This window comes from Nonomuraea sp. NPDC050547 (assembly GCF_044457345.1).
Classification (GTDB): Bacteria; Actinomycetota; Actinomycetes; order Streptosporangiales; family Streptosporangiaceae; genus Nonomuraea.
Genome location: NZ_JBITGW010000011.1, coordinates 142,289 through 160,500, shown reverse-complemented (window position 1 = coordinate 160,500; position 18,212 = coordinate 142,289). Strand labels below are relative to the sequence as shown.

At 71.2% G+C, this 18,212-nt stretch carries 12 protein-coding genes; 7 read left to right on the top strand and 5 right to left on the bottom strand.

The annotated features are described in order from the left end of the window. Positions 1 to 330: 330 nt before the first annotated feature. Positions 331 to 3,348, bottom strand: a complete 3,018-nt coding sequence (locus ACIBHY_RS27335; RefSeq protein ID WP_397244878.1) for a M14 family zinc carboxypeptidase — start codon at positions 3,346 to 3,348, stop codon at positions 331 to 333. 190 nt (positions 3,349 to 3,538) lie between these two features. Here ACIBHY_RS27335 and ACIBHY_RS27330 point away from each other — a divergent pair, with 190 nt between their 5' ends. The 3 genes from ACIBHY_RS27330 to ACIBHY_RS27320 all read left to right on the top strand — a co-directional run bounded on the left by ACIBHY_RS27330 (position 3,539) and on the right by ACIBHY_RS27320 (position 6,439). Beyond that, on the top strand, positions 3,539 to 4,429 hold the full coding sequence (locus ACIBHY_RS27330; RefSeq protein ID WP_397244876.1) for a coiled-coil domain-containing protein: 891 nt from the start codon (positions 3,539 to 3,541) through the stop codon (positions 4,427 to 4,429). Then, a complete protein-coding gene (gene sigJ / locus ACIBHY_RS27325) occupies positions 4,429 to 5,274 on the top strand; it encodes an RNA polymerase sigma factor SigJ (RefSeq protein ID WP_397244874.1) in 846 nt (281 codons plus the stop codon). Before ACIBHY_RS27330 ends, sigJ begins: the two co-directional genes overlap by 1 nt. A gap of 64 nt (positions 5,275 to 5,338) precedes the next feature. Beyond that, positions 5,339 to 6,439: an NAD(P)/FAD-dependent oxidoreductase gene (locus ACIBHY_RS27320; RefSeq protein ID WP_397308086.1), complete on the top strand. Its 1,101-nt coding sequence runs from the start codon at positions 5,339 to 5,341 to the stop codon at positions 6,437 to 6,439. Here the strand turns inward: ACIBHY_RS27320 and ACIBHY_RS27315 are convergent. Further along, on the bottom strand, positions 6,421 to 7,713 hold the full coding sequence (locus ACIBHY_RS27315) for a GH1 family beta-glucosidase (RefSeq protein WP_397308085.1): 1,293 nt from the start codon (positions 7,711 to 7,713) through the stop codon (positions 6,421 to 6,423). The two genes, ACIBHY_RS27320 and ACIBHY_RS27315, sit on opposite strands and share 19 nt — an antisense overlap. A 71-nt stretch (positions 7,714 to 7,784) precedes the next feature. Here ACIBHY_RS27315 and ACIBHY_RS27310 point away from each other — a divergent pair, with 71 nt between their 5' ends. Beyond that, positions 7,785 to 8,432, top strand: coding sequence for a TetR family transcriptional regulator (locus ACIBHY_RS27310; RefSeq protein WP_397244868.1), 648 nt, complete (start codon positions 7,785 to 7,787; stop codon positions 8,430 to 8,432). A gap of 19 nt (positions 8,433 to 8,451) precedes the next feature. Here the strand turns inward: ACIBHY_RS27310 and ACIBHY_RS27305 are convergent, their stop codons facing one another. Together ACIBHY_RS27305 and ACIBHY_RS27300 are read right to left on the bottom strand one after the other, a co-directional pair. After that, positions 8,452 to 9,909, bottom strand: coding sequence for a peptidoglycan D,D-transpeptidase FtsI family protein (locus ACIBHY_RS27305; RefSeq protein ID WP_397244866.1), 1,458 nt, complete (start codon positions 9,907 to 9,909; stop codon positions 8,452 to 8,454). Positions 9,910 to 9,945: 36 nt separating this feature from the next. Next, positions 9,946 to 10,314, bottom strand: a complete 369-nt coding sequence (locus ACIBHY_RS27300) for a MerR family transcriptional regulator (RefSeq protein ID WP_379612440.1) — start codon at positions 10,312 to 10,314, stop codon at positions 9,946 to 9,948. Positions 10,315 to 10,383: 69 nt separating this feature from the next. Between ACIBHY_RS27300 and ACIBHY_RS27295 the strand changes: the two genes are divergently transcribed. Continuing rightward, positions 10,384 to 11,307, top strand: coding sequence for an aldo/keto reductase (locus ACIBHY_RS27295; RefSeq protein WP_397308084.1), 924 nt, complete (start codon positions 10,384 to 10,386; stop codon positions 11,305 to 11,307). On the opposite strand, the gene ACIBHY_RS27290 is transcribed toward ACIBHY_RS27295, so the two are convergent. Beyond that, positions 11,304 to 13,169 (bottom strand): ABC transporter ATP-binding protein, encoded by a 1,866-nt coding sequence (locus ACIBHY_RS27290; RefSeq protein WP_397308083.1) that lies wholly within the window; start codon positions 13,167 to 13,169, stop codon positions 11,304 to 11,306. The two genes, ACIBHY_RS27295 and ACIBHY_RS27290, sit on opposite strands and share 4 nt — an antisense overlap. Positions 13,170 to 13,310: 141 nt before the next feature. Here ACIBHY_RS27290 and ACIBHY_RS27285 point away from each other — a divergent pair, with 141 nt between their 5' ends. Further along, positions 13,311 to 15,719, top strand: coding sequence for a LuxR C-terminal-related transcriptional regulator (locus ACIBHY_RS27285; protein WP_397244860.1), 2,409 nt, complete (start codon positions 13,311 to 13,313; stop codon positions 15,717 to 15,719). 20 nt (positions 15,720 to 15,739) lie between these two features. Next, complete coding sequence (locus ACIBHY_RS27280; protein ID WP_397244858.1) at positions 15,740 to 18,100, top strand: tetratricopeptide repeat protein; 2,361 nt, start codon at positions 15,740 to 15,742, stop codon at positions 18,098 to 18,100. Positions 18,101 to 18,212: the final 112 nt, after the last annotated feature.

Sequence of the window (18,212 nt, the reverse complement as noted above, 5' to 3'; positions counted from 1 at the left end):
CGACCGAATGCTTGCTTGGTTCAGTCTTCCTCTGGCGAAGAGTGGTGTCCAGGGAAACCGAACCATGTTCTGTCCAGAACGGCAAGGGCACCAGGAACCTCGGTGCCCGTCGCGCCACCCGGGAAGCCTATGGGCCTCGGGGCGCGGGTCACGGTCCGGGAGGGGGCCTGGCGCGGGAAGGGGCGGGGCGCGCTCCTGGACGGCGCCGCCGGGGACCGGTCGCGGCATGGGAGGGGATGCGGGTTCGGGGGTGGGCGGCTGCCGGAGCGGGTCGGGTGGGCTCGTGCTGGTGCCCGGTGTGACTCCGCTCGGCAGCCGCCCTAGAGGTGGCTAGCCGATCAGGTGCTTCATCGCCCTCCTCACCAGATCGGTCCGGATGGCCTGCGTGGTCAGGCTCTCCGCGCCGAACCCGAGGTAGACCGTGTCACGGGTGACGATGCCGCCACCCTCCTCGAAGAGCTGGTCGGTGCGGAACCAGTTGTTGACCGAAGGCGCCGACCCCGCCGGCGGGTCGGCCGCGGTCCAGCCGCCCAGGTCCGACTCGAACGAGGTCTGCTCGGCGCTCGCGCCGTCCAGGGTCACCGTGAAGTCGTCGAGGAAGACGCCGGCGCCCTGGGTGGCCCAGTCGCTGATGTAGGAGATCGACAGCTCGACCTGCTTGCCCGCGTACGGGGTCAGGTCGATCTTCCACTGCTGCCAGCCGCCCGAGTTGCCCGAGGCGGCGTGCCAGGCGCCTGAGGTGCCGGTGGGCTCGCAGTTGACGCCCTGGTAGCGCTGGGTGAAGGGGTGGATGTCGCGCCAGCCGCCGGAGTTCTCGGTCTTGCAGCTCTCCCCGGTGTCCTGGGTGGTGTGGCCGTTGGCGTCGGGCAGGGTGGTCCAGTCGTCCTGCCCGGCGGTGCGGGCCTCGACGGTCAGGAAGTCCCAGGCGCCCTCGGTGTCGTAGGAGGTCCAGAACGACAGGTCGCCGCTGCTCTTGCCGGTCAGGTTGACGGTCTTGGTCAGGCGCTTCCAGGAGACGTCGGCGATGCCGCTGTAGACGTCCCAGGCGCCGGTGTGCGGGTCGAAGGGGCCGCCGGGCCGTACCCACTTGATCTGGGCGGAGCTGGCGAACAGCGGGAACTGCGCGGCGGGCAGGATCGCCGAGGTGGCCACGTAGGAGTTGGTGTGGGTGGGTTCGAGCGTGCCGTTGAAGCCCTCGAACCTGCCGCCCTTGCCCTGGAGGGCGAAGGGGTTGCCGGTGCCGTGGTCGGTGCCGGCGTCGTCGAAGAAGACGTAGGCGCCGAGCCAGTACTGCTGGAAGTCGTTGAAGATCGGGATGCACGGCGGGTCGGACGGAGTCGTGCACTCGGGCTGCGTGGGCTGGTTGGGCTGGAAGAAGTAGGCGCCGTTGTTGTTGGCCGCGTAGGACGGGTACTTGCCGGCGTGCAGCAGCTTGCCGCCCTCGTTGAGGTAGTCGCGCACCGCGAGTTCGGTGTCCACGCCCAGCTTGGACGTGGTGCCGGGGGCCTGGCCGACGCTTCTCGGGATGATGTCGTCGCCGGTCTCCCAGACGATCGCCTTGTAGTGGCTCAGCGTGCCGAGCGGGTGCGGGGCCTTGCGTCCGGCCTTGTCCACGTCGTAGACGTCGGAGCTGTAGCCGGCCTCGTCGAGCGACTTGACGTACTCGTCGGCGTACTTCGCCTCGGTGACGCCCTGGACGGGGCTGATGCCGGTGACGTCCTCGGCGGCCAGGACGAGAACCTTGCCCCCGATGTCGCTGTTGACCTTGTAGGTGAAGGAGTCGCTCTTCTTGGCGATCGAGCTGAACCAGACCTTCACCGTGTCGCCCGGCCGGGTGCCGGTGATCTTGCCGCGCATCCAGTGGTAGTAGCGGTTGTAGCCGTCGCCGTAGCGCTCGCCGCCGCGCCACTCGCCGGTCAGGACGCTCTTGGTACGCCCCCCGTTGACCTGGTACCGCAGCCAGACCGGACCCAGCTTGCGCTTGGCGTTGACCTGGACGACCTGGTCGCGGCCGTTGCTGGTCTCGAAGGCGTCCAGGACGAAGTCCGGTGTCGTGTTGCCCAGGTGGCTGACGGGTTCGACCGGGTTGCGCGCGGACTTGGCCACGTCGAGCGCGAAGGGGATGTTCTTCTCGAACTCCGCCTGGACCAGCGCCTCGTCATCGGGGAAGACGAAGCCGCAGCCTTCGCAGCCCTCGTTCAGCTCGGGGGTCCAGGACAGCGTGCCGTACTCGGAGTGCGCGCGGTCGTTGGTGTCGCCGTTGGTGATGTACAGCTCCGCGCCGAGGTCGGGGTCGAAGCCGGGGATCGCCGGGTTGGCGTCGTCGCCCGACAGCGCCTCGTAGATCGGGTTGTCGGCGGTCTCCGTGGCGATCTGCACACCCAGCGGGTAGAGCAGCAGCGGGCCGAAGGAGTGGTAGTTGACGTTGAACGCGAACCGGATGCGCTTCATCAGGCCGTCGAACGCCTTGGTCTCCGGCTCGCTGGCCGGGCCGGCGCCCCGGTAGGTGTCGCTGCTCGGGATCGAGGAGGAGCCCTCCTCGTCGTAGTGGAAGTTCGTGGGGAAGTTCCGGTTCGGGTCGACGCCGTCGCCACGGGTGATGGTCCCGTCGCCGTTCACGTCGCGCAGGTTCTTACGCCAGAGGCGGTTGCCCTCGGTGAAGGTGAAGTCGTAGCCGTCGGGGTTGGCCACCGGCAGGAACCAGAGCTCGGTGGTGCCCAGCAGGCCGCGCAGTGACGCCTTGTTGGCGACCACGTGCTTGAGCAGCCGCATGTTGACCTCGGTCGAGATCCACTCGCGCGCGTGCTGCGTGGAGGAGTAGAAGACCGCGGGCTTGGCGCCGTCCGGCAGGATGCGGGCCAGTGAGGTGACCTTGGCGGCGAGGATGTCCTTGCCCTGGATGGTCTTGCCGATGGACATCAGCTTGACCACGTCTTTGTTGGCGTTGGCGATGGCCCTGAGCTGGTCGGCGATGCCGCCCGGCTCCGTGTAGGACTTCCAGACGGTGTAGCCGCCGGTGGCCTGGGCCTTGGCCGCCTCCAGTTGTGTCTGGCCCTGCTGGTTGCGCACGGGCTCCGGCTTGTGGCCGAGCTTGGCGAGCCCCGCGAGCCCCGCCTGGTCGGCGGTCAGCTCGATGTGCTCCTTACCGCCGTTGACCTGCTGTTGTACGACGTCGAAGCCTGCCTCCCTGAGTTTCTCGCCGGTGCCGAGCGGGCTGTCGAGCTGGTAGAGCTCGATACGATCGCTGGGCGGCAGTGGATTCACGACCGACGCCTGGGCCTCGACGGAGACCAGGGAGCTGCCTAAGCCGATGAGGACGGCTGTGAGGAGCGTTAAAGAACGTGACACGGTCTGCCCCTTCGCAGAGACGATTCGCTCGCAATTTCGCTCCGCGGGGTGTCCTCGGCAAGACCCAAAGTTCGGGGCTACCTCACAAAGTGGTAGATACTTCGCCAATGGTGCATGGGTTCGTCGGTTCCGGTGGCAACGACCAAGATCATCTCCTATAGTCACCACGTCGAGGAGGGGAGGGACGAGCGTGGGAGTCAGGCGTTTCGCCGCCATCGCCACCGTGCTCGTCGGCCTGCTCGCAGCGCCTCTTCCGCAGGCCGCCACCGCCGATCCCGGCAGCCCCGCGCAGCTGCGCAAGCTGACGAAACAGGCCGCCCAGCTCAACAAGCTCTTCCGCGGCCAGATCGAGTTCCTGGAGGACGCGCGCATCCAGGCCAAGAAGGCCACCGAGAACGCCGACAAGCTCAGGGGCCAGCTCGGCGCGGCGCGCAGCGAGGTCGCCAACATCGCCCAGAGCACCTACATGGGCGGTCCGCTCGACGGGACCCAGCTCCTGGCCATCGCCGACCCCGCCATGCTGCTCGGCCAGGCCGCGAACATGCAGTACATGTCCGACGAGCGCACCAGCCGGGTCCAGCGCATCGAGCAGCTGATCAAGAGCGCCGGCACCGCCAAGAAGGCGGCGGACGCCAAGATCAAGGAGCTCGAGAAGAAGATCAAGGAGATGCGCGACAAGCGGCGCGACGTCGAGAAGCTCCTGGCCAAGTACGGTTTCCAGACCCCGACCGGCGGCGCGGGCCTCACCCAGCGCATGACCAGCGTGAAGATCGAGGTCATGCAGAACTTCCCCATGCCCTACGGCGTGGGCTGCCTGCGCCCCGGCGACCCCGGCGAGCACGGAAAGGGCCGGGCCTGCGACTTCATGGTCTCGCGCGGCTACGCCTCCGGCGCCGACGCCGACCGGGGTGACGCCCTGGCCGAGTTCCTGATCAAGAACGGCTCCCGCCTCGGCGTGATGTACATCATCTGGAAACAGCGCTACTACGACATCCGCTCGGGCGGCGGCTGGGATCCCATGTCCGACCGCGGCAGCGTGACCGCCAACCACTACGACCACGTCCACGTCTCCGTCTTCTGATGGACTTCGAGGAGCACCGCAGCCACCTGTGGGCCGTGGCCTACCGGCTGCTGGGCAGCGTCGCCGACGCCGACGACGCCGTGCAGGAGGCCTGGCTGCGCTGGCGGCAGGCCGACCAGGCCGCCGTCACCGGTCCCCGGGCCTACCTGACCACCGTCGTGAGCCGGATCTGCTACGACCAGCTCGGCTCCGCCCGCGCCAAGCGCGAGTCCTACATCGGGCCGTGGCTGCCCGAGCCGGTGGTCGAGGAGCCGGGGCCGGAGGACAGGGCGACCATGGACGAGTCCGTGGGCATGGCGCTGCTGGCCGTCCAGGAACGGCTGAGCCCGGCCGAGCGGACCTCGCTGGTGCTGCATGACGTGTTCGCGATGCCGTACGAGGAGATCGCCGACATCCTGGGCAGGAGTCCCGGCGCGGTCCGGCAGCTGGCGGCGCGAGGGCGGCTGCGCGTGCGTGACTACGCGCCGCGGCGCTCGCTCGACCGCGCCGAGCATTCGGCGGCGGTGCGGGCCTTCGCCGCGGCGGCCACCACCGGCGACCTCCGGGCGCTCGTGGCCGTCCTCGACCCGGACGTGGTCTGGCGCGCCGACGGCGGCGGCGTGGTGGGCGCGGCGCTGGTGCCGGTCGTCGGCGCGGAGAAGGTGGCCAGGGTCGTGATGGGGCTGGTCGAGCGCTGGTTCACCGGCATGGCGGCGCACTTCCGCGACGTCAACGGCGGGCCGGGCGTCGTGATCGTGAACGAGGGAGACATCGTGGACACCGTCATGTCCTTCACCGTCTCCGACGGACGGATCACCGAGGTCGATGTGGTGAGAAATCCGGACAAGCTGGGCCATGTGAGGTAGTTCACTCAGACATCTCCCTCAGCCGTCCTGTCTCCCTTGCAGAAGCGAAGGACAGGAGACGGACATGGACATCGTGGTCATCGGAGCCGGTTACGCGGGCATGACGGCGGCGCTCCGCCTCGACAGGAGCCACCGGATCACCCTGATCAGCGCCGACGACAGCTTCACCGAGCGGATCAGGCTGCACGAGCGGGCGGCGGGGCGCCCGTCGGTGAGCACGCCGCTGGCCGAGCTGACCCGGGGGACCGGCATCAGGACCGTCGAGGGCCGGGTCACCGGCATCGACGCCGAGGACAGGACCCTCACGCTGGGAGACGGGCGCGAGTTCCGCTACGACACGCTCGTGTACGCGCTGGGCAGCTTCACCGACACGAGCGTCCCGGGCGTGGCCGAGCACGCCTACGCCGCCGAGAACGCGGCCGAGCTGGGAGAACGGCTGCGCCAGGGCGGTGGCCACCTGGCCGTGGTGGGCGGCGGGCTGACCGGGATCGAACTGGCCACGGAGCTGGCCGAGTCGTATCCGCGCTGGCAGGTCAAGCTCGTCACCGGCGCCCACCCGGCCGCCGGACTGTCGCGCCGCGGCCGCGCGCACGTCGCCAAGGTGCTGACCAGGCTGGGGGTGAGCGTCCACGCGGACACGCGGGTCGAGGCGGTGACCCCCGATGGGCTCAGCACGGCCCACGGCCCGATCGAGGCCGACGTCGTGGTGTGGGCGGGCTCGTTCGCTGTGCCGGAACTGGCCGCCAAGGCCGGGCTGGCGGTGGACGACCGCGGCAGGACGCTGGTCGACGCCACGCTGCGCTCGGTCTCCCACCCCGACGTCTACGTGGTCGGCGACGCCGCCGCCGTGGACGTGCCGAGGGCCGGGCTCTCGCGCATGTCGTGCGCGGTCGGGATGCCGATCGCCGCGCACGCCGCCGACGCCGTCAACGCCCGCGCCCGCGGCCGCGCGGCCCGCCCCTTCCGTTTCCGCTACATGATCCAGTGCGTCAGCCTCGGCCGCCGCGACGGCGTCATCCAGGTCGTGCGCCGCGACGACTCGCCGATCGAGCTGATCCTGCCCGGCCGCCCGGGCGCGTGGGTCAAGGAGCTGATCTGCCGGTACGCGGCCGGCTCGCTGCGCGTCGCCCGCCTGCTGCCCCGCTCCTACTGGTGGCCCAAGTAGTCCTTCAGCCAGTGGTAGGAGCTCTTGGGCGTACGGCGCAGCGTCTCGAAGTCCACGTGGACCAGGCCGAAGCGCTGGTGGTAGCCCTCCGCCCACTCGAAGTTGTCCAGCAGCGACCAGACGAAGTAGCCGCGCACGTCCACGCCGTCCCGCCTGGCCCGCTGGAGCGCGGCGAGGTGGCCGTCGAGGAAGGCGATGCGCTCCGGGTCGTCGACGGTGCCGTCGGGGGAGACGCTGTCGGGCTGGGAGCAGCCGTTCTCGGTGACGTAGACGGGCGGGAGCCGCCGGCCGTACCGGCGCTTGAGGCCGGTCAGCAGCTCGTGCAGGCCGTCGGGGACGACGGGCCAGCCGAAGGCGGTGGTGGGGTAGCCGGTGACGCCGGCGTCGTCGAAGGGGAAGGCGTCCTGCCGCGGCGCGGCGATGCGGGTGGGGTTGTAGTAGTTGACGCCGAGGCCGTCGATGGGGGTGGAGATCACGTCCAGGCCGTCCTGCGGGGCGTCCTTGCCGAAGGCCGACAGGTCCGGGTAGGCCCCGGTGAGGATGGGATCGTTGAACAGCCGGTTGTGCAGCGTGTCGTAGGCCTCGGCGGCGGCGAGGTCCTCGGGGCTGCCGGAGGCGGGCCAGACCGGGGTGCAGTTGTTGGAGATGAGGATCTCGCGGGCGCCGGCCGCGCGGAGCGCCTGGGTGGCCAGGCCGTGGGCCAGGAGCTGGTGGTGGGCGGTGGGCAGGGCGTCGAGCAGCAGGCTCTGGCCGGGGGCGTGCACGCCGAGGGCGTAGCCGAAGGCCATGTGGACGAAGGGCTCGTTGAGGGTGATCCACGTCTCGACCCGGTCGGCCAGGCGGTGGGCCACGATGGCCGCGTAATCGGCGAATTTTCCGGAAATATCGCGATTCATCCAGCCGCCCTCGTCCTGGAGCTCCTGCGGCAGGTCCCAGTGGAACAGGGTGGGCACCGGCTTGATGCCCTCGGCCAGCAGGTCGTCCACGAGGCGGTCGTAGAAGCCCAGGCCCTTCTCGTTGGTACGGCCGCCGGGCTGAACCCTGGGCCAGGAGATGGAGAAGCGGTAGGCGTTGACGCCGAGACCGGACATGAGCGCGATGTCCTCGGCGGTGCGGTGGTAATGGTCGCAGGCCACGTCGCCGGTGTGGCCGTCGCGCACGCGGCCGGGCTCGTGGGTGAAGGTGTCCCAGATCGAGGGGCCCCGGCCGTCCTCCGCGACGGCGCCCTCGATCTGGTAGGCGGCGGTAGCCGTACCCCACAAGAAGGTGCTCATAAGAGGTGAGTATCACTCATGTAATTGCCGGGCCGAAAGAGCAAGACTGTACTTGCTGGTAATGCGCCAGGATGGAGAGCATGACGAGTACCTTGCGCCGCCGCCCCGCCCAGCGCCGCAGCGTGGAGAGGGTTGAGCGGATGCTCGACGAGTGCGCGCTGCTGCTCGACCAAGTGGGGTACGACGCGCTGACCACCAAGGAGGTCGCGCGCCGAGCTGAGGTCCCGATCGGCACGTTCTATCAATTCTTTCCCGACAAGCAAGGGCTGGTCCGCGCCCTGGCCATGCGCAACCTGGAGGCGTTCCTCCAGCGCGTGACCGAGCGGATCGCCGGGGCCGACCTTGAGCACTGGACCGACCTCGTCGACCTGGCCATCGACGAGTTCGTCGCGATGAAGCGCACGACGCCGGGGTTCGCCGTGGTGGACTTCGGGGAGGTGCTGCCGACGCCCGGCGGGCCCGCGGTCGAAGGCACCAACCGGACGCTGGACGCGGCGCTGGAGAACAACGTCATCGTGGCCGACCGGCTGCGGGCGCTGACCGTCGACCTGCTCCACGCGCCCGCGGGGTCGGGGCTGGACCGGGCGCTGCTGGTGGCGGTGGAGGCCACGGACGCGGTGCTCAAGCTGGCGTTCCGCATGCACCCGGACGGCGACCCCGAGCTGATCGCCGAATGCAAGCAACTGGTCCGCCGCTACCTGGCCGACCACCTTCCCTGATCCGGGTGTCGCGGGTGTCCTAGGGGAGGGCCGAGCGGAGGACGGCCTGGGCGATCGGCGCGGCCGTCTCGCCACCGGAACCGCCGTTCTCCACGACCACGCCCACCGCCACCTCCGGCGCGTCGGCCGGGGCGAAGGCGGTGATGACGGCGTGCGCCGCCGCCCCCTGGGCGTGCTCGGCGGTCCCGGTCTTGGCCGCCACCGCCACGCCGGGGATCGCCGCGGCGGCGCCCGTACCGCCGGGCTGGGTGACGGCGACCATCATCGCGGTGAGGTCGGCCGCCACCGTCTCGGGCATCGTGGTGCGGTACTCGGTGGGCCAGGCGCGGTTGATGACCGAGCCGTCGGGCAGGCGGGCCTCCTCCACCAGGTATGGGCGCATGAGCGTGCCCCGGTTGGCGACCGCCGCCGACATCATGGCGATCATCAGCGGCGTCGCCCGGTCCTCGTACTGGCCGATCGCCGACAGGGCGGTCTGCGCCTGGTCCATGCCCTTCGGGTAGCCGCTCTCCGCCACCGGGAGCGGCACGGTCAGCTCGTCGGTGTCGAACCCGAACGCCTGCGCGCCTTCCCGCAGCGTGTCCGACCCCAGGTCGAGGCCGATGTTGGCGAACGCGGTGTTGCAGGACACCTGGAAGGCGTAGCCCAGCGGCGGATGTCCGTCGCCGCACGACGTCCCGCCGGAGTTGCCCAGGGAGGTGGTCGTGCCGGGAAGCTGCAGCTGGACGGGCGCGTCCACCTGCGAGGACGGCGTGTACGCGCCGGAGGCCAGCGCCGCCGCCGCGGTCACGACCTTGAACGTCGAGCCGGGCGGGTAGTTCTGGCCGAGCGCGCGGTTCAGCAGCGGCCTGCCGGGGTCGGCGCGCAGGCGCCGGTCGGTCTCGGCGAGCCCGCGGGCGTCGAACCCGGCGAAGGCGTTCGGGTCGTAGGACGGATAGGAGGCCATCGCCAGAATCGCCCCGGTCACCGGGTTGATCGCCACGGCGGCGCCGGGCCGCCCGGTCGCCTTCAGCGCGTCGTAGGCGGCCCGCTGCACCCGGTCCACGATCGTCAGCCGGACGTCGGCCCCCGCCGCGCTCCCGTCCTTCACCAGCGCGCGTACCTTGACCTTGGCGTCGGACCCCGACAGGACGCCGTCCTCCGCGTGCTCGACGCCGGTCTCGCGGTAGAGGGAGAGATGGCCGGTCGCGGGCGCGTAGAGCTCCCCTTCTGGATAAACCCGCCGATAGAGGTACGGCCCGCCGTACGCGCGCTCGCTGTAGGCGATCACCGAACCGTCATAGGTGGAGATGTCACCCCGGGCGTGGTCGAACCTGGCGATGATCGTGCGCTGGTTGCGCGGATCGGCGTTCAGGCTGTACGCCTCGAACGCCTGCAGATAGGTGACGTTGGCCAGCAGCGCGAACAGCATCGCCGAGCAGATCAGCGCCACTCGGCGCAGGGGGATGTTGATCCGTCTCGCCCTGGGTCCGGCCATGCTCCTCGGTCTAACAGCCGGAAACCCAAGCCAGGGCTAGAGGACGCTGCGGTAGTAGGAAATCTTGTGGTGGATGTACTTCTGCCGCTCGGCGAGGTTGGCGATCTGCTCCTTGACCCGCCGGTCGTGCTCTTCGAGGAGCTCGATGCGCTCGGCGACGGTGTGCTCGCCCTGGCGGACCAGGTCGGCGAAGCGCAGCATCCCGGCGATGGGCATGCCGGTGTCGCGCAGGCAGCGGATCAGGTTCAGCCAGCCGAGGTCCTGCTGGGTGAAGCGGCGCTGGCCTGCGGAGTTGCGTTCGATGCCGGACAGCAGCCCGATCTTCTCGTAGTAACGCAGGGTGTCGAGGCTGAAGCCGGTCTCCTCGACGACCTCCGAGGGTGTGTAGACGCTCACGCGACCCATCGTCCCACCTGGAGTGCGCTCCAGGTCAAACTTGACCTGGAGCGTGCTCCAGGGCCCACAGTCGTCGCCATGAGATTCGCACTGGGCACGATCGGCTTCGGCACCGCCGTCACCATGGACGACACCTTCGCCCTGCTCGACCGGTTCGCCGAGGCCGGCGGCACGATGATCGACACGGCCAACAACTACCCCTTCTGGATCGATGGGTGCACCGGGGACGAGAGCGAGACGGCCATCGGGGCGTGGCTGGCCGCCCGGGGCAACCGGGACCGGGTGGTGGTGAGCACCAAGGCCGGCGCCCGGCCGACGGTCGCCGGTGACCGCACGCTCGACTCGATGGAAGGGCTGTCGGCGTCGGCGATCGCGAAGGCCGCCGAAGGCAGCCTCACGAGATTGCGGACCGACTACATCGATGTGTATTGGTCGCACATTGATGATGCTTCCGTCCCGCTTGAGGAGTCTTTGGGGGCGTTCAACGCGCTGGCCGCGGAGGGCAAGATCCGCGCTCTCGGGGCCAGCAACATGCGCGCCTGGCGGCTGGAGCGGGCCAGGAACCTGTCGGCGGGGCGCGGCTGGATGCCGTACACCCACCTGCAGCTGCGCCACACCTACCTGCGGCCGCGCCCGCTGACCCGGCAGGCCGAGAGCGCGCACGTGCTGGTGACCGAGGAGACACTGGAGCACGTGGCCGCCACCGGGATCTCGCTGTGGGCCTACAACACGCTCATGTCCGGCTCCTACACCGGGCGGGCCGACCGGCCGCTGCCGGAGTCCTACGACCACCCCGGCACCACCCGCCGCCTGGCGGTCCTGCGCGAGGTGGCCGCCGAGCTGGGCGCCACCCCGAACCAGGTCGTGCTGGCGTGGGTGCTGGCCGGCGGGCACGTGCCGATCGTGGGCGCGACCCGGCTCGCCCAGCTGGAGGAGGCCATCGGCGCCACCACGCTGAGCCTCGACCCGGAGCTGAAGGGCCGCCTCGACGCCGCCGTCTAGTCGCGGTAGGCCGACGACTGCAGGGTGTAGAGGTCGGCGTACAGGCCGTTCAGTGACATCAGGGCGGCGTGGGTGCCGGCCTCGACGACCTTGCCGTGGTCGAGGACGTAGATGCGGTCGGCGTAGCGGACGCTGGCCAGCCGGTGGGTGATCAGCAGGACCGTGCGGCCGTCGGCGTGGTCGCGGATGCGTTCGAACAGGGCGTGCTCGGCGCGGGCGTCGAGGGCGGCGGTGGGCTCGTCGCAGATCAGCAGCGGGGCGTCGCGATGGAAGCCGCGGGCCACGGCGATGCGCTGCCACTGGCCGCCGGACAGCTCCTGGCCGTCCTTGAAGCGGCGGTCGAGCAGGGTGCGGTAGCCGTGCGGGAGGTCGGCGATGACCGCGTCGGCCCCGGCCACCCGGGCGGCGGCGTCCAGCGCCTCCTCGCCCTTGTCGGTGCCCATGGTGATGTTGTAGCGGGCGGTCAGGGGCCAGCGGGTGTGGTCCTGGGCGATGACGGCGGTGCGCATCCGGAGCGCCTCGGGCTCGACGTCGCGCAGGTCGACGTCGTCCCAGGTCACGCTGCCCGAGTCGGGTTCGTAGAGGCCGGACAGGATCTTGGCGAGCGTGGTCTTGCCCGAGCCGTTCTCGCCCACGAACGCGATGACCTCGCCCTCGTTGACCTCGATGGAGACGCCGCGCAGCGCCGGGTTGTCGGAGCCCGGGTAGGCGAAGGTGACGTCCTGGGCGGAGATGCGGGCGAAGGACGCCGGAGCCTCCGCCGGGCGCGGCTTGGACAGGCGGCGCTCGGCGTCGTCGCAGAAGTCGAGGAAGTCGGTGAAGTAGAGGCCCTCCTCGTAGAGGCGGTTGGTGGCGTACATGAGGTTGCCCAGCGACGACTGGCCCTGGCGGATGGCCAGGACCGCGGTGCCGGCCACGGCCAGCGGGATGGAGCCGAGCGCCAGCAGGACGCCGAGCGCCACGTAGACCAGGCCGCTGCCGAGGCCGCCCAGCGACTCGCCCACGACCCGGGTGAGCGTCTGGCGCCTGGCCAGGCGCAGCAGAACCTCCTGCTCGGCGCGGGCGACCGCGTCGTACATGCGCAGAAGGAAGCCGCGCATCGTGAACGAGCGGACCTCCGCGGCGGGCTGCCGGTTCGCCAGCAGCTCGGCGATGATCCATTTGCGGCGGTTGGCCGGGATGAGGGTGTAGAGGGTGGTGTAGCGCATGCGGGCGCTGCGCACCGCCGCCCACGCGTCGGGCAGTACGGCCAGCAGCAGCAACGGCAACAGCACCGGATGCAGCACACCCAGCACGCCGGCCACCGCCAGCAGCCCCACCAGGGCGGTGACCACGTCGATGGCCGAGGTGACCACCGAGTCGGCCATGGCCACCCCGCGCAGCCTGGCCCGCTGCAGCGCGTCGTGGAAGCCGGGGTCGTCGTAGGCGGCGAGCTCGACCCGGCTGGTCAGGCCGTAGAGGCGCTCCTCGGTCAGCCGGCTCACCTGCGGGTCGAGCCGCGACTGCGCCCACCCGGCCCCCGCCTGTACGGCGGTGCGCATCGCCGCCGCCCCCGCCACCAGGGCCAGGCTCGGCAACGCGGCCACCACCCGGTCGGGCGTCGGGCCGTCGCTGAACAGCGCCGTCAGAACCCCGGTCGTGGCCAGCAGCCCGAAGGCGGTGAACACCCCGCCGAGCAGGTTGAGCGAGACGGTGGCGACGGTGTCGCGCGGGCTGGCCCGCCACGCCAGCCGCATGGCCTGCCCGATGAGCGAGGGCAGCCGCCTGGCGATGGTGAGGAATCCGGCCTCGGCCATCTTGTCGGTGTGGGCGTGCCAGTCGGAGATGGTGATCTCGCCGATTTCCAGCGCGTCGTCGGCCATGTATGAAGTGTGCGGCAGGGCACTGACAATCCGATCTGGCCCGCGGTCAGATAAGCCTGGTCTGGCTGGCCCCAAATTCTGTGTGACGGGTGTAACACTGTCGGTAGTGCTGTTGCCCGCCCCCCGCGAGGAGTAACGACGGTGCCCACGAACCTTCCGACGGTTCCCAACGCGTTCATCGGCAGGGAGTCCGACCTGGATGAGCTGTTGCGCCTGCTGATGGCGGTGCGTGTCGTGACCTTGTGCGGCACCGGCGGCATCGGCAAGACGCGGTTGTGCCTGAGTGTGGCGCACGAGGCGGTCGAGGTGTTCAGCGACGGCGTCTGGCTGGTGGAGCTGGCCGACCTCGACTGCGGTGACCTGCTGGCGCAGCGCGTGGCCGCGGTGCTGGGCGTGCAGGTGTCGCCCGACGGCGACCCCGCGCAGGCGGTGGCCACGGCGGTCGGCGGCGGCAAGCAGCTGCTCGTGCTCGACAACTGCGAGCACCTCATCGAGGACTGCGCCGAGCTGTGCACCTACCTGCTCGGCGCCTGCCCCGACCTGCGGGTGATGGCCACGAGCCGCGAGCCCCTGCGGGTGCTGGGCGAGACCGTCTGGCGGGTGCCGCCGCTGTCGCTGCTGCCGGTGGCCGGCGGCGGCAGCGACGCGGTGCGGCTGTTCGTCGACCGGTCGGTGGCCGGCGGCGGGCTGACCTGGACGGCCCAGGACGACGCCGCGGTCAGCGCGCTCTGCGCGGAGCTGGAGGGCATCCCGCTGGCGATCGAGCTGGCGGCGGCGATGACCAGGGTGCTGTCGGTGGAGCAGATCAGGTCGCGGCTGTCCGACCGGTTCAAGCTGCTGACCAGCGGTTCGCGCTCGGCGCCCGCCCGTCAGCGCACGCTGCTCGCCACGGTCGAGTGGAGCTACCGGATGCTGAGCGCTCCGGCCCAGCTGCTCCTGCAGCGCCTGACCGCCTTCCGCGGCGGCTGGACGCTGGAGCTGGCCGAGCTGACCTGCCCGTGCCCGGGACTGGCCGCCGACGAGGTGCTGGCGACGATGGCCGAGCTGGTCGACAAGTCGCTGGTGCTGGCCGACGGGGAGGCGGGCGGCGAGATCCGCTACCGCATGCTCGACACGGTACGCGACTACGGCAGGCAGCGGCTGCAGGAGTCGGGCGACGAGGAGGAGCTGAGGCAGCGGCACCTGGAGTGCGTGTTCCTGGTCTCGAAACGGCTGGGCGACCTGATCGCGACCTGCGACCGGCGCCACTGGCCGGAGATCACCCGCCGGGCGCTGATCATCGACGCCATGCAGCCCAACCTGTACGCGGGACTGGGGTACGCCCGCCGTACCGGCCAGGTGGAGCGGGGCCTGCGCATGTGCACGGACCTGCAGTGGGTGATCATCGCGGGCGGCCGGTTCGACGAGGCGGCCAGGCACATCGACGAGCTGCTGCAGGACTCCGCCACGGTCATGCCCGGCCAGGTGGCGCACGCGCTGGCGATCAGGTCGGTGGTCTGCTTCTTCGGCGGCGACGCGGTCGGCGTGGTGCGCCACGGCCGCGAGGCGGTGCGCCTGGGCCGGGCGAGCGGACATCTGATCAGCGAGTCGCTCGCGATCATCATGCTGTGCGCGGTGGGCGCGGGCGACGAGGAGATCACCCTCGAACGGGCCGCCGAGCTGGCGGGCAAGGCGGGCGACGAGTACGTGCGCTCGCTCGTGACCTACATCAGGGCGCTGCACGCGCAGGTCGCCGGGCAGCTGAGGGAGTCGGCCAGGCTGTACGAGCAGATGATCGACAGCCACCGCGACGCCAACGACTGGGGGATGGCGCTGGCGGTGATCGGCCTGGCCCAGATCGCCCACTCCCGCGGCGACCTGGAGGCGGCTGCCCACCACTACCAGTACGCGCAGGAGCTGCTCGACCCGATCGACCACCGGGGCGAGCGCATCCGCTGCCTGACCGGGCTCGGCCGGATCGCCACGGAGCTGGGCGACTTCGACACCGCGCGGCGCCGGCTGGCCGAGAGCCTGGCGCTCAGCTCGGGCCTGGGCCAGCGGGCGGTCGCGGTCGAGCTGGTCGACGGCTTCGCCGACCTGGCGCTGCGCGAGGGCGAGCACGTGCGGGCCGTACGTCTGATGGCGGCGGCCTCGGCGCTGCGCGAGCGGATGGGCGGCGCGCTGCTGCTCAGCATGAGCGGCGCGCGGATCCAGGAGCTCCTCGCGCCCGCAAGGCGCGCGCTGGGGGAGACGATGGTGGCTCAGCTGTGGGCGGAGGGCCGCACGCTGCCCTGGCACCAGGCCATCGAGTACGCCGTGCGCGGCGAGCCCCCCGTACGCCCCCGCCTGGGCATCCCGGTCCCGGTGGCGCCCGACGGCACCCTGACCGAGCGCGAACGCGAGATCGCCGGCCTCATCGCCCGGGGCCTGTCCAACAGGAAACTGGCCGAGGAACTGGTGATCAGCCCTGCCACGGTGGCCAGGCACGTCAGCAACATCCTGGCGAAGCTCGGCTTCACCTCCAGGACCCAGGTGGCCACCTGGGCGATCGAGCATGGTATGAACGAGTAGTCGGTGTCACACTCAGAGTGATGATTACCGCGTGGAACCTCCCCGCCGAGCCCAACCTGTTCGTCGGCCGCGAGTCGGATGTCGACGAGCTGGCCCAGCTCCTCGACGTGGCGCGCGTCGTGACGCTGTGCGGAGCGGGGGGCATCGGCAAGACGCGTCTGGCGATCCGGCTGGCGGCCCGGCTCGCGCCGCGCTTCTCCGGCGGCGCCCGGCTGGTCGACCTGTCCGACCTGGGCGCCGACGCGAGCGTGGCCGACCACGTGGCGGCCGCTCTGGGGCTGGCCGCCGACTCGGGCACGCCGCTGCCCGAGCGGATCGGCGAGCGCCGCGTGCTGGTGGTGCTCGACAACTGCGAGCAACTGGTGGGCGAGTGCGCCGAGCTCTCGCGCGACCTGGTCGGCGCCTGCCCGGGGGTGACCGTGCTGGCCACCAGCAGGGAGCCGCTGCGGGTGCCCGGCGAGACGGTCTGGCGGGTGCCGCCGCTGTCGCTGACCGGCGATCCGCGGCGCTCGGAGGCGGTGCGGCTCTTCCACGCCAGGGCGGCCGCGGTCCGTCCCGGCTTCGAGCTGAGCGACGAGGTGCTGCCGCAGGTGGTACGGCTGTGCCGCGCGCTGGACGGGCTGCCGCTGGCGATCGAGCTGGCCGCGGCCATGGTCAGGGCGCTGTCGCTGCGGCAGCTGGTCGAGCGGCTCGACGACCGCTTCCGCCTGCTGTCGGCCGGCGCCCGCACGGCCCCGGCGCGCCAGCGCACGCTGCGGGCGGCGGTCGACTGGAGCTACCGGCTGCTGTCGGAGCAGGAGCGCCTGCTGCTGCGCCGCCTGGCGGTCTTCCGTTCCTGCTGGACCCTCGACGTGGCCGAGTGGGTCTGCCAGGGCGAGGGGCTGCCGGAGGAGGACGTGCTCGCCCGGCTGTGCGACCTGGTGGACAAGTCGCTGGTCGTGGTGGACGGCGAGATCGCCGGCGAGGCCCGGTACCGGCTGCTGGAGACCGTCAGGGAATACGCGGTCGAGCAGTTGTCCCAGACCGACGAGGAGATGGACCTGCGCCGGGCGCACCTGGCGGCGATGGCCCGGCTGGCGGTGGAGTTCAAGCAGGCGGTGGCGCCGGGGGCGCGGACGTCCTGGGCGGTGATGGAGCGCTTCGGCAACCTCTTCGACGGCCTCAAGACCGAGATCGGCGCGGCGCTGGACTGGTCGATCGCGATCGGCCGCCAGGAGGTCGCGCTCAGGATGCTCACCGACATGCGCTACATGCTGGTGGCGAGCGGCCGCAATCTCGGCCTGGCCGGGCCTCTGGACCGCCTCCTGGCGACCGAGACCGGCGACCTCGGGCTCCTCGGGCAGGCGACCGTGCTGCGCGGGGAGCTGGCCGTACAGAGCGGCGACCTCGCCACTGCCGCGCGGTGCGCGCGTACCGGCCTCGGGATGTGCAGGTCCGCCGGCGACAGCTACGGCGAGGCCGTCGGCATGATCCTGCGCGCGCAGACCTCCGGCGAGCAGGAGCCGCTGCGGCAGGCGCTGGAAGTGGCGGCCAAGAGCGGCGACGCGATCCTGGCCTCGATCGCCCAGGGCGCCAGGGCGGGTCTGGCCCTGCACGACGGCCGGCTGCACGAGGCGCGGCGCGCCTTCGAGGAGGTGCTGGCGCTGTGCGAGCGGCTCGACAACCACTGGGGCCTGTCCAACGGCCACATCGGGCTGGCCCAGGTGGCGCGCCGGGTGGGCGACAGCGCGACCGCCAAGCGCCACTACGAGAGCGGCCTGCGCCTGGTACGCCACGTCGACGCCCGCCAGCAGACCATCAGCTGCCTGGCCGGGCTCGGCAGGGTGGCGCTTGAGCAGGGCGACCTGCGCGAGGCGCGGGCGCGGCTGACCGAGGCGCTGGAGCTCAGCCGGGACGCCGGCCTGCGCACGGGCATCGCCCGCAGGCTGGAGGCGTGGGCAGGGCTGCTCGTGGCCGAGGGTGACGAACGGCGCGCGGTGCTGTTGATGTCGGCGTCGGTGGCGCTGCGCGAGCGCCGTCCCGAGGCGCGGGAGGAGGAGATCCTCGCGCCCGCGCGCCGCAGCCTGGGGGAGGCGATGGTGGCGCAGCTGTGGGCGGAGGGCGCGGCGATGAGCGCGGACGACGCGGTGCGGTGCGCGCTCGACGGCACCCTGCCCGAGCGTTCCGACGTGCCGGTGGTGCCGATGGGCCAGGACAGCAAGCTGACGGCCAGGGAGCTGGAAGTGGCCGAGCTGGTCTCACGGGGGCTGAGCAACAAGGGGATCGCCGACGAGCTGGTCATCAGCCCGGCGACGGCGGCGCGGCACGTGGCGAACATCCTGGCCAAGCTGGGGTTCTGCACCCGTACACAGATCGCCGCCTGGGTCATCGAGCAGCGCTGAGCGCAACCTCTCTACACATCTTTCGGCACCGGCGGATACACCCTCGAATGGCCATCTCAGTGCATGTGCCGCGCTCGCGGTCGGCCTAGCGTTTGCCATGTGATCGGCCGAC

What these genes read in the sequence shown, in the direction of transcription:
- sigJ (WP_397244874.1), top strand. Translation starts at nt 4,429, where the DNA reads ATGGACTTCGAGGAGCACCGCAGCCACCTGTGGGCCGTGGCCTACCGG.
- ACIBHY_RS27320 (WP_397308086.1), top strand. Translation starts at nt 5,339, where the DNA reads ATGGACATCGTGGTCATCGGAGCCGGTTACGCGGGCATGACGGCGGCG.
- ACIBHY_RS27315 (WP_397308085.1), bottom strand. Translation starts at nt 7,713, where the DNA reads ATGAGCACCTTCTTGTGGGGTACGGCTACCGCCGCCTACCAGATCGAG.
- ACIBHY_RS27310 (WP_397244868.1), top strand. Translation starts at nt 7,785, where the DNA reads ATGGAGAGCATGACGAGTACCTTGCGCCGCCGCCCCGCCCAGCGCCGC.
- ACIBHY_RS27305 (WP_397244866.1), bottom strand. Translation starts at nt 9,909, where the DNA reads ATGGCCGGACCCAGGGCGAGACGGATCAACATCCCCCTGCGCCGAGTG.
- ACIBHY_RS27300 (WP_379612440.1), bottom strand. Translation starts at nt 10,314, where the DNA reads ATGGGTCGCGTGAGCGTCTACACACCCTCGGAGGTCGTCGAGGAGACC.
- ACIBHY_RS27295 (WP_397308084.1), top strand. Translation starts at nt 10,384, where the DNA reads ATGAGATTCGCACTGGGCACGATCGGCTTCGGCACCGCCGTCACCATG.
- ACIBHY_RS27290 (WP_397308083.1), bottom strand. Translation starts at nt 13,169, where the DNA reads ATGGCCGACGACGCGCTGGAAATCGGCGAGATCACCATCTCCGACTGG.
- ACIBHY_RS27280 (WP_397244858.1), top strand. Translation starts at nt 15,740, where the DNA reads ATGATTACCGCGTGGAACCTCCCCGCCGAGCCCAACCTGTTCGTCGGC.